This window comes from Georgenia yuyongxinii, assembly GCF_006352065.1.
In the GTDB taxonomy this organism is placed as follows: Bacteria; Actinomycetota; Actinomycetes; order Actinomycetales; family Actinomycetaceae; genus Georgenia; species Georgenia yuyongxinii.
Genome location: NZ_CP040915.1, coordinates 696,109 through 710,559, shown reverse-complemented (window position 1 = coordinate 710,559; position 14,451 = coordinate 696,109). Strand labels below are relative to the sequence as shown.

The 14,451-nt window shown below is 69.3% G+C and carries 9 protein-coding genes, 1 tRNA gene and 1 pseudogene; 6 read left to right on the top strand and 5 right to left on the bottom strand.

Annotated elements, in window-relative coordinates; all coding sequences use genetic code 11:
- Nucleotides 1-33 precede the first annotated feature (33 nt).
- From FE374_RS03255 to FE374_RS03230, 6 genes are all read left to right on the top strand, one after another.
- Complete coding sequence (locus tag FE374_RS03255; protein WP_139927217.1) at nt 34-1,473, top strand: MmgE/PrpD family protein; 1,440 nt, start codon at nt 34-36, stop codon at nt 1,471-1,473.
- Between the two features lie 2 nt (nt 1,474-1,475).
- Nucleotides 1,476-2,684, top strand: coding sequence for a CaiB/BaiF CoA transferase family protein (locus FE374_RS03250; protein ID WP_139927216.1), 1,209 nt, complete (start codon nt 1,476-1,478; stop codon nt 2,682-2,684).
- Nucleotides 2,681-3,106, top strand: coding sequence for a carboxymuconolactone decarboxylase family protein (locus FE374_RS03245; protein ID WP_139927215.1), 426 nt, complete (start codon nt 2,681-2,683; stop codon nt 3,104-3,106). Before FE374_RS03250 ends, FE374_RS03245 begins: the two co-directional genes overlap by 4 nt.
- Nucleotides 3,103-3,885 carry a GntR family transcriptional regulator gene (locus tag FE374_RS03240; RefSeq protein WP_139927214.1) on the top strand — a complete coding sequence of 261 codons (783 nt, stop codon included), beginning with the start codon at nt 3,103-3,105 and terminating at the stop codon, nt 3,883-3,885. Before FE374_RS03245 ends, FE374_RS03240 begins: the two co-directional genes overlap by 4 nt.
- Nucleotides 3,886-3,956: 71 nt before the next feature.
- Nucleotides 3,957-5,090, top strand: coding sequence for an MFS transporter (locus FE374_RS03235; protein WP_168205557.1), 1,134 nt, complete (start codon nt 3,957-3,959; stop codon nt 5,088-5,090).
- A gap of 67 nt (nt 5,091-5,157) precedes the next feature.
- The gene (locus FE374_RS03230; protein WP_139927212.1) at nt 5,158-7,470 is read left to right on the top strand and encodes a molybdopterin-dependent oxidoreductase; all 2,313 of its coding nucleotides are present in this window, start codon (nt 5,158-5,160) and stop codon (nt 7,468-7,470) included.
- 363 nt (nt 7,471-7,833) lie between these two features.
- Here the strand turns inward: FE374_RS03230 and FE374_RS19675 are convergent, their stop codons facing one another.
- The 5 genes and pseudogenes from FE374_RS19675 to FE374_RS03210 form a co-directional block, all read right to left on the bottom strand.
- Nucleotides 7,834-9,792, bottom strand: coding sequence for an ATP-dependent DNA helicase (locus FE374_RS19675; protein WP_230978535.1), 1,959 nt, complete (start codon nt 9,790-9,792; stop codon nt 7,834-7,836).
- 546 nt (nt 9,793-10,338) lie between these two features.
- Nucleotides 10,339-11,342 (bottom strand): annotated as a pseudogene (gene mobF, locus FE374_RS19670) (MobF family relaxase); the annotation flags it as partial.
- A gap of 1,148 nt (nt 11,343-12,490) precedes the next feature.
- A complete protein-coding gene (locus FE374_RS03220) occupies nt 12,491-13,870 on the bottom strand; it encodes a tyrosine-type recombinase/integrase (RefSeq protein WP_139927211.1) in 1,380 nt (459 codons plus the stop codon).
- A 3-nt stretch (nt 13,871-13,873) separates the two neighbouring features.
- Nucleotides 13,874-14,128 (bottom strand): helix-turn-helix transcriptional regulator, encoded by a 255-nt coding sequence (locus tag FE374_RS19060; RefSeq protein WP_168205556.1) that lies wholly within the window; start codon nt 14,126-14,128, stop codon nt 13,874-13,876.
- Between the two features lie 179 nt (nt 14,129-14,307).
- Nucleotides 14,308-14,380, bottom strand: a tRNA-Ala gene (locus tag FE374_RS03210).
- Between the last annotated feature and the right edge of the window lie 71 nt (nt 14,381-14,451).

Here is a 14,451-nt window from a genome sequence, read left to right as displayed (position 1 = left end):
CCGGAGCTTCGTCTCAGATTGGATGAATCAACAATGCAGACGCGAAATATCGCGCCTCGCGGTAAGTCGTACTCGCAGGCTTTCGCAGAGTTCATCACCCTTCTCGAGTACGAGGAGATCCCTGAGCCCGTGATCTCACGTGCGAAGGAGCTCATCCTCGACTCGTTCGGGGTGGCGGTGGCAGCGGTCCCGCAAAAATTCTTCCGGCGGGCGCAGCGAGCCGTCGCCGAACTGGAGTCTGGTTCGGCGGGGGGAAGCTCGGTCATCGGGCTGAGCCGGCGCCACCTGCTGCGGGACGCTGCCCACCTCAACGGCATCCTGCTGCATGGGCTGGACTTCGACGACACGCACCTCGGGGCCATCCTCCACCCATCTGCTCCCCTCCTCGCCGCTGCTCTTCCGCTGGGCGAGGAGATGGGGTCGTCGGGGAAGGAGCTCCTGGTCGCGTACGTCGCCGGAGTCGAAGTGCTGGCACGCCTGGGTGAGGCGGCCTCCGGAGAGTTCCACGCGCACGGCTTCCATCCGACCGGCGTCGTCGGGGCGTTCGGCGCCGCCATGGTCGCCGCTCGACTCAAGGGCGGATCGGCGGCGACGGTGGCGGATGCCCAGGGGCTCGTCGGCACCATGGCTGCCGGCACCTTGCAGTTCCTGACGGACGGCACCTGGACCAAGCGCAGCCACGCGGGCTGGGCGGCCGTATGCGGCATCACGGCGGCAGCCTATGCACGCTCCGGCTTCGCGGCCCCCCTCGAGGTTTACGAGGGCAAGCACGGCCTTTACGCCACGCACGCGGACCGCCAGGCGGGGCCGCACATCCCAGACGTGGCGAGCCTGGGCTCGCAGTGGAAGCTGCTGGAGGTGACGACCAAGCCGTATCCGGCGTGCCACTTCACCCACGCCTACATCCGCACCGTCCGGCGGATGATGGATGCGGGCTCCTTCACGGCCGATGAGGTCGCCGAGATCCACACCACGGTCTCCGACGTGGCAGCCGCGATCGTCATGGAGCCGATCGAGGACAAGCGCACCGTGACGACCGCGTACGGTGCCCAGTTCAGCCTCCCGTACGTGCTCGCCGCCAGCATCGTGCAGGGTGGCAATTTCACCCTCGGTGAGATCGAGGACGAGGTGCTGAAGGACCCGCGGATACGCGACCTGGCCGCGCGTGTCCATCGCGCCGACGCCGGCGACGGGGCATCCGTCGACGATTTCTGCGGGGACGTCGAGATCGTGCTGAAGGACGGTCGACGTCTCGTGGGCGAGACCGTCGCGGCGGCCGTCGACGAGTCGGCCGAGCTGATGGAGAAGTACGCCGCGAACGCGGGACCAGCACTCGGGCCCGACCGGGCGCTCGAGCTGCGGACTGCCGTGCTGGGGCTGGAGGACGTCGGGTCCATCGCAGAGCTGATGGCGTTGACGCAGATGGTCGGAGACGGCGCCCGTGAGGGCCTCGTCCCGGCGGGGAGGAGTTGATCATGACTAGCCAGACGCTGCCATTGGCAGGTATCCGGGTGCTGGATGTGACGCATAGCGTCGCCGGTCCATTCACGACGATGCTGCTCGCGGACCTCGGGGCGGATGTCATCAAGGTCGAACGGGCCGGCGCGGGTGACGACACGCGCGCCTGGGGGCCGCCGTTCTGGGACGGCACCAGCACGGCCTTCCTGGCCTTCAACCGCAACAAGCGCAGCATCGAGCTCGACCTGAAGTCGGACGACGGCAAAGACGTACTCACCGAGCTCGTGCGCTCGGCCGACGTGCTGGTGCACAACGGCCTCACGCACAAACGGGAGTCGCTGGGACTGACGTTCGAGCAGGTGGAGGCCCTCAACGCCGAGATCATCTACTGCTCGATCACGGCGTACGGCGCAACCGGTCCGTTGGAGCGAGCGCCGGGGTACGACTCCTTGCTCCAGGCCCGTGGTGGTCTCATGAGCGTGACGGGCGAGCCGGGTGCGCCGCCCGTCCGGGTGGGGACCTCGATCATCGACATGGGCACCGGGTTCTGGTCGGTCATCGGGGTGCTGGCCGCGTTGCTCTCGCGTCAGCGCGGGACGCCGGTCCGTCGGGTCGAGACGTCCCTGTACGAGACCGCCGTCACGTGGATGTCGCACTCCCTCACGAGCTACTTCGCCAATGGTCAGGTGCCCGAGCGGTCTGGCTCCGGCACGGCGATGATCGCGCCGTACGAGGCGTTCCGGGCCAGGGACGGGTTCTTCATGCTGGCGGCCAACAACGACTCCTTGTTCACCAAGGCGTGCCGGGCGGTGGGCCTGGACGCGCTCCTCCAAGACGAGAGGTTCACGAGCAACCCCGACCGCGTCAGGCACCGTGCACAGCTGCGCGACGAGCTCAACGCGGCGTTCGCCGGATGGAGCGTTGCGGAGCTCGTCGATACCTTCGACGCGGTGGGCGTCCCCGTGGCACCAATCCAGGACATGGCGCAACTCGCCGTCGACCCGCAGGCAGAGGCCCTCGGGCTCATCCGCGCCGTCGACCATGCCGAGATCGACGGCTACCGGGTGGTCGGCTCCGCCTTCAGCCTTGACGGTGCCCGCCCAGCGACGACACGGGTCCCGCCGAGCCTCGGCGAGCACGGCGCGGAGATCCTCGCGGAACTCGGCATCCCCGCGAGCAACCGCGAGGACTCGCTGGCCGAGCACTCGGCGGTGGGCGCCTCATGACCGCCCGGCCGCCGGTGGCGCAGGCTCGGGCCGACTCACACGATCGGGGGCTCACCGTCCGCACGCAGGTGCTCGGCGAGGACCACGTCGACCGCGCGTTCGCCGGCGCGGTCCAGCCCTGGGAGTCGGATCTGCAAGAAATGGTCAGCAGCTTCGCCTGGGGCGAGGTGTGGGCACGTGATGAACTGCCCCGCAGGGAGCGCAGCCTGGTCACGGTAGCCATGCTGGTCGCGCTTGGTCGTCACGAGGAGCTTGCAGTACACGTTCGGGGAGGAGTCCGTAATGGTCTCGAGCCGAGCGAACTCGGTGAGGTGGTGGTCCATGCCGCCGTCTACTGCGGATTTCCCGCCGCGCTCACGGCGATGAGGGTCCTCACCGCGACTCTTGCCGACGTGGACGGTGCTGACGGAGGCCAGGCGTGAGCGGGACCAAGGTGGCGTCGTCGCAGGTGAGGACCGATGCTGAAGCGATGGAGCAGAAGTCGCCGCCGCGGTATCAGCAGATCGCCGATGTCCTGGAGCAGGAAATCGGAGACGGCCGCTACGACGAGGACCGGCGGCTTCCGACCGAGGCCGCGCTGGGCCGACGGTTCGCCGCTAGCCGGCACACCGTACGGGAAGCGCTGCAGATCCTCGTCGCCGCCGGCCTCATCATCCGGATTCAGGGCAACGGAACATTCGTCACCAGCCGGCCGGCCGGCCAGTTCTCCCGGGTGGTCGGCACGCTGAACGCGATGATCACGTGGCCAGGCACCCGGGTCGAGGTGCTGTCGGAAATGGAGGTCGTCCGCGACGTCGGTGCCGCCGGTCGGCTGCAGATCCCGGGTGAGTTCGTCGGCCGGGCGGTGACGCGGCGCCTGCATGCCGACCAGCCCTTCGCCATTTCCACGCACTTCGTCGCTCCGGAAGTCGCCGAGCGTCTCGACGGTCTGGGACCGCACGAGAGCGAGATCGACACGGTCGTCGGCCGTGTGGAGCAGGTGCTCTCGGAGCGGATCGCGGGCGGCATCCAGGAGATCATCCCGGTCGTCATGCGCGACCGGGAAGTGTGCGAGCAGATCGAATGCGCAGCCGGAGATCCCGTCCTCAACGTCGTGACGCTCTACTACGACGACTTGGGGCGCTACCCGATGCTCACCGACTCGTTCTATAACCCCGACCGATACTCCTATCGGACCGATCTGAGACGCACAGGCCAGTGACCAGGGCGGGTCCGACGGCGGTGACCTCGGTGGCGGTGGGAAGTCTGGGACGGATCGTTACCGCGACGGCCGTGAGCGTCACCGGACTCGCCCCGGTGTTCCTCGTCGGGGCGCTGAGCGTCTTCGTCCGGCCGGACCTGGGCCTGACCACCGCAGGCCTGGGCATCCTCGTCTCGCTCTACTGGGCGGCCTCCGCGGTGGCCGCCATGCCCGTCGGTGCCCGGCTCCGTCGTGTCGACAGCCGCCGAGCGCTGGCTCTCGCGGCGGGGCTTGCGGCTCTCGCCCTGGCGTTGATGGCAGTGGCGCCCACCGCGTGGGTGTTCGGCCTGGGGATGGTCCTCAGCGGTGCTGCGGGTGCGGTGGGCCAGTTGGCGGCGGCGCAGTTCCTCGCCGACGCGATCGAGCCGGACCGCCAAGGTCTGGCCTTCGGTGTCAAGCAGGCCGCAACTCCCGCGGCCATGCTGCTAGCCGGTGCCGCGGTGCCCGTCGCCGCCGTGATTGTGGGCTGGCGGTACACCTACCTGGCCGTCGCGCTCGGTGCGGCAGCGGTCTCGGTGTCGGTGTCGGTCGTCGCCCGACGCCGGCGCGCAGGAAAATCCGACCGGTCTTCGAGCCAGGTCCGTGCTCGCGGGTTTCGGCGTGCCCCTCTGGTGGCGCTGAGCATCGCCGCGGCCTGCGGGGCGGCCGTCGCCACGGGGATGGCCGCCTTCCTCGTCGAGCTCGTGGTCGCGCGCACGGCGGACACCATGCTGGCCGGCGGGCTCGTCGTCGTCGGGGCACTCGCCTCGATCGTCTTGCGGATCGCGGGCGGGGGCTTCCTGGACCGGCGTCCGGGTGCCGCGATGCCGTTGACTGCCGGGCTGATGGTGGTCGGTGGTCTGGCGCTGTTCGGGCTCTCGGTTGCCAGCACCCCGGCCGTCCTCGTCGTCCTTGTGGTCCTCGCCTACGGGGCAGGGTGGGGCTGGCCAGGACTGCTCATCGTGACGGTTGTCCGCCGCCATCCCGGTGCGCCGGCGAAGTCCTCGAGCTACCTCCAGGCAGGGTCCTGGGTGGGCGGCGTGGTGGGGCCGATGACCATGGGCGTGCTCATCGGGCAGCTCGGGCACACCCCGGCCTGGATCGCCGGCGCGGTGGTCCTCATGGGCGCGGGCATCGGTGTCCTCGTCTCGGCGCGGATGAACAAGGCCCACTGGGTGACGTACTGACCCGCAGCTCTCCTGGGCCGCGTGCGATGGACGCGCGTGGCCCGCAGCTCACGATCGAGAGGCAGTCATGTCCAGCGACACGGATCCGCGAGTCCATCATTCGCACTGGGGCGCCTTCACCGGGCGCCTGCGGGGTGGCGACCTGGAGGTGGCCCCGCATCCGGTGGACCCGGACCCGTCACCGCTGCTCGGCAACATCCCGGAAGCCGCCCACCACGCGACGCGCGTGGGCCGGCCGATGATCCGGCGCAGCTGGTTGGAGGAAGGGCCAGGGCGCCGGGATCGCAGTGACGAGGACTTCGTCGAGGTCTCGTGGCAGCAGGCGCTGGACCTGGCCGCCCAGGAGCTGGCGCGCGTGCGCGGCGAGCACGGCAACAGCGCGATCTACGGGAAGTCCTACGGCTGGGGCTCGGCGGGAAGGTTCCACCATGCCCAGAGCCAGGTGCACCGCTTCCTCAACGTCATCGGTGGGCACGTGTCCGCGATCGGGACCTACAGCGCGGGCTGCGCGGAGACCTTCTGGCCGCTGGTCCTCGGGGAGGCCGGCCGCGATCCCTACTCGTGGCACAGCTGGCAGGAGATATCGGAGAACACCGAGCTGCTCCTGGCGTTCGGTGGGCTCCCCCGCAAGAACATGTTCGTCTCCTCCGGAGGGATCGCCCGGCACCGCGCGGGCGAGCACCTCCAGGCGCTTCATGAACGGGGTGGCACGATCGTGTCGATCAGCCCGATCCGCGACGACGCGCCCGCGAACGTGCCGGCGCAGTGGGTATCGATGCGCCCGTTCGGAGACGTCCCGATGATCCTCGCGATGTGCTACGTGCTCGTCGTCGAAGGTCTGCACGACGAGCACTTCCTGTCGCACTACACCGTGGGCGCCGAGAAGGTAATTGCATACATCCTCGGCACCGCCGACGGCGTTGCCAAGACCCCGGCGTGGGCGGCCAACCTTTGCGGGGTCCCACCGCAGACAATCGAGGAGCTCGCGCGCCGCGCCGCATCCTCGAGGACGCTGATCAATCTCACCCACTCCCTGCAGCGCGCCGAGAACGGGGAGCAGCCCCTGTGGGCGGCCCTCACGCTCGCGGCCCTCCTGGGCCAGATCGGCGAGCCAGGGTGCGGCGTGTCCTACCCGCTCGGCTCGATGGCCAACAGCGGCGAACGGCCGGGCGCCGTCAAAGTGCCCTCGCTCCCCCAGCCGCCCAACGCGGTGGACGCGCGGATACCCGTCGCACGGATCGCGGACATGCTGCTCGATCCTGGCGGGACCTACCGGTTCCGCGGTGAGACCCGCACCTACCCGGACATCAGGTTGGTCTACTGGGTGGGCGGGAACCCGTTCCACCACCACCAGGATCTGTTTCGCCTCATGCGCGCGTTCGAGGTGCCCGAGACCGTCATAGTCCACGAGCAGTACTGGACAGCGACGGCCCGCCGCGCGGACATCGTCCTGCCCGCGACGACGACGCTCGAGCGCCGTGACTTCAGCGCCGGCAAGCTCGACTCGAGAGTCGTCGCGATGGAGAAGCTGATCGCCCCGTACGGGCAGGCACGCGACGACTACGACATCTTCGCGGGATTGTCGGAGCGTCTCGGCCTCCGCGACGAGTTCACCGAGGGCAGGACCGGCGAGGAGTGGGTGGACCACCTCCTCCGGAACCTCCTCGAGAACTTCACCGCGACCGGCTTCCAGGCCCCGACGAGCGAAGAGTTCTGGCAACTGGGCGGTGTGGACATCCCCCCGGGACAAGACTACGAGCCAAGGTTCGCGCGGTTCCGTGCCGATCCCGAGCGCAACGCGCTGACGACACCGTCGGGCAAGATCGAACTGTTCTCGCAGCAGATCGCTGCCGCCGGGGTCCCCTCGTGTCCTGGGCACGCGTACTGGTCAGAACCGAGCCAACGGGTGGACGACCGCGAAGTTAGAGAGGGCTTCCTGCAGCTCGTGGCCAATAACCCACCGACCCGCCTGCACAGCCAATTGGACGTCGGGGCTGTGAGTCAGCGGTCCAAGGTGCAGGGGCGTGAACCGCTGCGGATGCATCCCGCAGACGCCCGACTCCGCGGCATCACGGACGGCAACGTGGTCAGGGTCGCGAGCCCCCAAGGCGCGTGTCTGGCGGGAGCCGTGGTGACCGAGGCCGTCCGGCCTGGCGTGGTCCAGCTCGCGACGGGAGCATGGTTCCAGCCGGAGTGGCTCGAAGACGGGCCGACTTGCGTCCACGGGAACCCAAATGCGGTGACCGTCGATGTCGGGACGTCGGCACTGACCCAGGGATGTAGCGGCCAGCTCGCCCGGGTGACCGTCGTGCGATACGACGGCCCCCTCCCTCCCGTGCGGGTGACGACCTCAAGCCCCGAGGGGAGGAGTCGGCGCTGACCCCACCCTGGGCAATGGCTCGCGAGCGGGAGGGGAGTTGGCTGCGGGAGGACCTTGCAGCCGCGAGGCGCCCCTACGACTACGCATCAAGCGGGATTCTTGGCTGTCCAGTCTTCACGCGCCGTCGACAACCACCATCCGGACGCGCCGTGCTCGATGCGACGCTGCAAGATGTGGCCGAGCTGGAAGTTGACCGGCACCAAGAGTGTGGTGGCCCGCAGTCCCCACGAGAAATCTCGATCGGTGTAGCCATCGCACGAGGTGGTCGATCGGCATCCATGCCTCAGGACGGCTCGGTCGCCTGGGCGTGGCTCGTGGTGTCACAGTCGCGCTGTGACAGCCTTCGACGCGGCAAGGTGAGCGTTATCCGAGTGCAATAGCAGCACCGAGCGGGCCGGTGCTTCTTGGCGTGCTCACGCCCGAGACGGCGCGCGCACTTCGAAGCGCAGATGCAGCGAAGTCGGCATCGCGGCGCTGGGCCAAGGACGTGCCCGACGGACCGAGCGGGTCGCGGCTCGTGATGCTGTACCGGTTCCGGTATGCCGCGATGACCGTCAGGTCGTGCAGCCACCGCTGCCTTGCCACGCCGTCGAGCGGTGGTTCGCCGATCCGCAGCACCCAAGCGGCGCGCTCGCGGACGGCGGTCTGGGCGAGCCCTCGGGCGCGCGCTTCGATCGAGTCGCGGCGTTCGTCGAGTGCTGTGCGCACGTCGTCGGGCACGGGCCCGCGAACTTCGGGGACGAGACCGGCGATGAGGTCGGGCACGTGCGTGCCGTTCGGCTTTGCGGCGGCCTTGGCCACCCGGTGGGACAGCACCGCGGTGATGTCCTCGGCGTCGATCAGGCTGCGGTCGGCAACCACCTGGGACACAAGCACCCGCAGGTCGTGGTGGTTGGCATCGGCTCGGCGCAACTCTGCCACGAGCGCGCCGAACCCGTCGGAGGTGATCGCGCTCTCCGCCTCGGCCGCGCTCATGCGGCCCACGCCGGTGAGCGCATTGGCCACGAGCTCCCGCCACCGATCGCGTTCGACACTGGCTGCGATGAGGTCGTACTCGGCCGCGAGCTGCGCGATGCCGGCCCACCGGTCGTGCTCGGCGCTGATGGTCTGGTGTGCGGACAGTTCAATGCCGGAGTGCTTGAGCACTCCGTACAGCACTGTCTGTGCCGTGACGTCGGCGGGCTGCGGGGTGGCGTGGGAGTCGTCGGGCTTGTCGAGGGCGACGTAGGCGATGTTGGCGTCCCGGCCGCGGGTCATGGCCACGTACCGGTTCTCCCGCGTGGTGGACCCGGCGACGACGACGTGCGAGGTGTCCACGGTGAGTCCCTGGGCGCGGTGGGCGGTGACGGCGTAGCCGAGGTCGACGTGCTCGGCGACGTAGTCGGCAGGCAGGACAACGCTGGCTCCGAGCCGCCGCCCGGCGCGGCGCACTTGGATCGATCCGTCGCGGCGCACGTCTACGATCTTCCACCGGTCACCGTTGCGGCCCCATCCCGTGCGGCCGGTACGCAGTATGCGGTTGTTGCGGCGGGTGATGACGAGGTCGCCGGCCGAGGCCCGCGCGTCATCGTCGAGGGCGACGTCGCGGCGGGGCGACGTTTCGCCGGTCTGGATGCGCTCGGCGCGTGCCCGCTCATTGAGCCGGCGTACCGACTCGGCCGAGTCCGTGACCAGGATGCTGCTGCGCCCTGCGGCCAGGTCGGTGCGCCATGCTTCGTAGGCGGCGTCGATCATCTGGGCGGTGGTGCCCTCCGGCAGCCGGTCGTGGGCCGCGTAGGTGCCGATCACGTCGACCTCGCCGCGACGCAGCCCCAGCGACGCGCGCTTCTCCCAGTCGTGGGTGAAGCGGTGCACCTCTCCAAGTTCGGGGACGTCGTCACCGCGCGCGTGGACGAGGAGGTCGAAGGCACCGCCGGCGTCGACGGACTGCAGCTGTGCCCAGTCCCCCACCAGCACCACCTTGGCCCCGGCGGCTTGGGCCAGGGCGGTGATGCAGTCCAGGGTGCGGGTGCTGGCCAGGGTGGCCTCGTCGACGATGACGAGCTGCCCGGCCCGGAACGTGGCGCGACCACGGGCGTGCTCGAACAGCCACTTGGCCGTGTTGTCACAACCGATACCCAGGTCGCCCGCCAGCACCGCGGCCGCGGCGGCAGATGGCGCGAGCCCGATCACCGAGCTGGTGCCGTGGCGGGCCGTCCAGGCGGCCAGGAGAGCGCGCATCGCGGTGGTCTTGCCGGCTCCTGCGGGGCCGACGAGGACGTCCACCCGGCGCCCGGACGTCGCCACAGCTTCAAGCGCCCCGGCCTGCCCGGCGGTGAGCATGGTGCCAATGTGTCCTGCGGCGGCTGCCCGCGCGACCACAGCGGCGGGCAGCCGCGGTGCCGTGCGGTCATCGGCGCGGTCGAGCAGCCGAGCCTCGGCGGCAAGGAGGTCCTCGGAGGTGAAGTACGCCCCGTGCCGGGGACGGAACATGCTGGTCCCGTCTGGGCGCTGCCACAGCACCGGAGTCGGAGCGAGCTCCGGTTGGGTCAGCTGCAGGGACTGCTGAGTTGCGGCGTCGGTGACCATCGCGACCACGGCCTCGCGGTCCTCGACCGTGGTGAACCGCCAGCCCATCGTCTGCCGGGAGGCCTCGGCCCACAGGTTCCAGTGCTTCCAGGTCGAGCGCTTCTCCCCCACCGCTGCAACGACCCGAGCACCGGCCTCGGCAATCACCTCCGTCGGGACCTGCTCGGCTGTGAGCGTCCGCGCGTCGGCGGAGACGGTCAGGCGCCGTGCCCAGTCGACCGGGTCGGATCCGAGGATTATGTGGGCGCGCTCGCGCCAGCCTTCCGTGAGGTCGGCCAGCGGGTGGATCGTCTTCTCGGGGCGGGTCTCCAGCGTCGCCTGCGCGCGCAGCCGCACCACCGTCGCCGCCGACGGCGAATACCCGCGGGTGCTCACGTACTCGGCGACAAGGCGGTCCTTGACGATGTCGATGGCCCGGGACCGGCTGGAGAACTCGGCGATCAGCGCATCGTGGACGCCGGCGATCTCCCACGCCGGGTTGCGATCCTGCCCCCTGGCCCGCTGCTCCCATCCGACACCCAACGTCCCGGCTATTCGGTCGGCCAGCACCGCGTTGTAGTACTCCGACACGCCACGACCGCGTGGTGGACCGCCCGCGAGTCCAGCGTGCGCCACTTCCCGTCAGCTGCGGTCCGGGCCTTATTCGCCACCACCAGGTGGGTGTGCAGTTGCGGGTCGTTGGCGCGCGAGTCCCAGTGGTCGTACGCCACCGCCGCCACCCCGAGAACCTCGACCTGCGCGACACCACCGGCGCCGACCCTTGTGGCGGCGACCTCCCGCTCGAGGAAGTCCAGCACCTGCGCGACGGCGGCATGGTGTGCGTCAACGATCAGCTCTTGGGTGCGGGAGTCGGCCACGCCCCACAGCACGGAGACGGACTTTGGCACCGAGAACGTCAAGTCAAACGCGGCCACCGAGCTCCGCGGCCCCCGTCCGGTCTCCTCGGACTCGATCCGGGCCACCTCGACGTCGTAGTCGCCGTCGGGCAGCTTGCGGTCGACCCCCGTGATTCGGGCCGCGATGCGCTCCGCCACGGTCGCGTACCGATGATAGGGGCGCCCCAGACCAGCGCCGGTCAGCGGGTCGCACCCACCGCCCAGCAGCACCTGCAGCTGCTCCGCGGTGACGGTCATGCCTGGCTGCAGCTCGCCCTCGCCGAACTGACCGACGCCCGACCCCATCCAGTTCCCCGGCGGTGTGCCGGCCTCGGCGTAGTACCGAGTCAGCGCCGAGCTCTGGGATGCCAGGCCGTCGCCGGTCGTGACCGAGCGCAGCAAGTACGCATAGCCATCCCCGGCCGACATCACCCGCATCGAGACCGTGACCAGCACACCTCCACCATGAAGGTGCGACGACTCGACCAGCCTCAGTGCCAGACGTGTGGCCAGCCTTGAAGCGGCGAAACGGGACCGCGGCTGAGAGACGGCAGCAACAGCGGCAGCGACCGCAGCCGGGACGCGGCCGGTCGAAGACGACAGCGGACGGCGCACCGAACGACGATGAGCCAGATCCGGGCGAACGTCGCCTGTGAGGGGGGCGGCGACCTAGACGTACTGATCAAGTCGCTGGTGCAACCCACATTGCCAACCACCGAGCGCGCGACTGTCAGCTTCCCCCGCGTGTGGCTCAGCATCAGAGCGCGTGCCACGATCCCGCACACACGCCGCGTGCCGACCGCATCGTGGCGCGCCATCGCGGACAGGAGTTGCCCGTGTAGCTGACCGACGAGTCCTCGTGGACCTCGGACTCTTCGAACGCACCCGTGGACGAGGAAGGAACCGCGATGCGCCCAGGCTGGAGGGCACGCGCAAGGTCCTTCTGAAATTCGCGCAGCTTTCGACAACGGTGTCGATCCTGGCCAACTTCTCGACCGTCACCAACGCACCGTGGCCGAGGCCAGCCATCACAGATCCCTCACAGCCGCCGCAAACGCGCTTACTCAGAAGGGGGACGGGCTGTGACCCGCACCTTCGCTGTGGTCTTGCCCGGGGGACGCTGGGGGGACGCGGTCAGAGGGGACGGAAATGGGCACGCGCCGCCGCCATGGTGGAGTGCATGGACACTCTGAGCACTTCCGCAGGTAGGCCGCCGGCGGCGCTGGTGAACTTCGCCTGCGCGTCGTCATCGTCACCGGCAGCCGCTTCGGCGAGTTTTCGTTCACGATTTTCCGCCGAGGCCGCGACCCGCCGCTGTCCCCGCGAGAGGGGTGGCGACGCTCTCACAAGACACTCTGGACGCGGACCGAGCAACCGACGCCCGGTCAGGAGCAGCCCGCCGGAGCGAGACATCGACCGTGGGAAGAGTCTCTCGTGCTTCGAAGGCAGCAGCGTTCGTCGGTAGTGAACGGTGGGCGTGACTCACGCCCACCACAGAGGCCCCCGCACCTCCCACAGAACAACCCGGCACCGATCGGCTGTCAGCGGCGGGCTTCGACGCCCTCTCTGGCCAACCGTCACCACCCAGAGTCCTCGCCGGCCATCGTCACCTTCTTGGCGGTGGCCGACGCCGGTCCGGCTCGGCCCGGAACGCGCCCGGTTGTGCTGCGCTGCGCGAGAGCCTGCGCCGCTCGGATCGCCTCGTGGGCGGCCTGTTCCTCGCCGATCTCGATCATCTCCTGCAGTACTGCGGAGGTATCGGGAGCGAGCAGCAGGCGCTCGATGTAGTGCCGCCCAGTGACGCCGGCGTTGATCTTGTGCCCCAAGAGGGCAGCGGCATCGGCCACGCCCTGCTTCCTGGCGACCACGGTGGCAACCGTCGAACGCAGCAAGTGCGGGTGGACCTCACCGGTCATCTTGGCCAGCTCGAGCGCGTGTCGGAGCGTGCGGCGGATGTTGTGCGTCGTCTGCGGTTTGAGCAGCACTTCACCGTTCTTAAAGCGGCGCGATGGGAACACCGGCATGTCCGGGGTCGTCGTCGCGGGACGAATGGACTCCAGCGCCTCGACGGTGAACTTCGGGATGATGATCGTGCGCCGCCCTGCGTCAGTCTTGGTGTGTGCCTGCCTGACCGTGCCCCGGCCCCTAATGTCGACCATCGTCGCGGCGACCGAGATCGTCGGCAGTCCGTCCTTGGTCAGGTTCACGTCTCCCCACAGCAGCGACATCACCTCGCCGATCCGAAGGCCGGTGCCGAGCATGACGTCGACCGCGGCGGGGACATGTCCGGTCGGTTCCGGGCCCGGGCGTCCCTGCCGCGACGTCTCCCAGTCACGCACCGCCTTACGCAGCCGGTACACGTCCTTGACCGTCATGGCCTTCGGGTCCGGCTTCCTCCGGTGGGGCGTGGTGGTCTTGTCCGCGGGGTTGTATCGCATCGCGTCGTGCACGATCGCCCGGTCGAGGACCTGCCGGAATGCGCCTCGCACCTGCGTCGCGGTCACGACCAGGTCGTTCGGGCCGCTCTTGCCCTTCTGGATGAGGGCGTTGATCCAGTCCTGGCAGACGGCGGGAGTCAGCTCGTTCAAGCGCAGCTTGCCCAGCTGTGGCACGAGGTGGTTGGCGAGCAGGCGCTCGTACTCATCGACCGTCTGCGGAAGGACCGGCGGGTTGGGCCACGTCGACTGCTCGCGCAGCTCGTTGATCCACTGCCGCGCAGCGAGCCCCACCTTGCTGTCCGGCTTCAGAGCTCCGGACCCCGTGGGCAGGTCCAGCCGCTCCGCCAGGGCAGCCTGGACGTTGAGCCGTGCCGCCTCGGCCGACTTGCCGACCCGCGAGACCTGGGCCTCCTTGCCGTCCATCAGCCGCAGTCGGGTCTTCGCGCGCCACCGCCGGTCCGGCGTCTGGTAGACGAAGATCTCCCCGTGCTCTCCTGGCTTCAGCCGTTGCCGGGCCACGGGTCACCACCCCGTCTCGGCCTCGCGGCCGGCGAGGTCGGCGGTCGTGCTGGCCGTCTGCCTGGCCTCGAGCCAGGCGCGGATCTCGGCCTCCTCGAACATCAGGTGCTTGCCGACCTTGTACGCCTTCGGTGCCGTTCCGGTTCGTCGCCAACCGTGGACGGTGCGCGGGGAGGTGTGCAGCTTGGCGCACAGCTCGTCGAGGGTCCACAACGGGGTGCAGGTCAGCGGCTCTGGGGAGTCGATGTGCTCGCTCATGCCCATCAGGTGTGCGTGGCACACCGGCCGAACATGCTCGTTCACGCGCCCTGGGTGCGGACCATTCCGTGGCACAAAGCGTGGCATTCGCAGGTCACCGTCCTTCATGTCGGCGTCCTGGCTGGAAAGCAGAAAGCCGCTGACCTGCACTTTCGTGCGGTTCAGCGGCCTTCACCGGGTGGAGCTAGGGGGATTCGAACCCCCGACCTTCTCATTGCGAACGAGACGCGCTACCAACTGCGCCATAGCCCCAGCACTCACTCACCGTGAGCATGGCGAGTTTAGCATCGGCCCACCGGCGGTTGTGAAATCGGAACGCCCCT

Bases quoted from the DNA above. Each gene is read 5' to 3' on its own strand.
- FE374_RS03250 (WP_139927216.1), top strand. From the start codon at position 1,476: ATGACTAGCCAGACGCTGCCATTGGCAGGTATCCGGGTGCTGGATGTG.
- FE374_RS19675 (WP_230978535.1), bottom strand. From the start codon at position 9,792: ATGCTCACCGCCGGGCAGGCCGGGGCGCTTGAAGCTGTGGCGACGTCC.
- FE374_RS03230 (WP_139927212.1), top strand. From the start codon at position 5,158: ATGTCCAGCGACACGGATCCGCGAGTCCATCATTCGCACTGGGGCGCC.
- FE374_RS19060 (WP_168205556.1), bottom strand. From the start codon at position 14,128: ATGAGCGAGCACATCGACTCCCCAGAGCCGCTGACCTGCACCCCGTTG.
- FE374_RS03245 (WP_139927215.1), top strand. From the start codon at position 2,681: ATGACCGCCCGGCCGCCGGTGGCGCAGGCTCGGGCCGACTCACACGAT.
- FE374_RS03255 (WP_139927217.1), top strand. From the start codon at position 34: ATGCAGACGCGAAATATCGCGCCTCGCGGTAAGTCGTACTCGCAGGCT.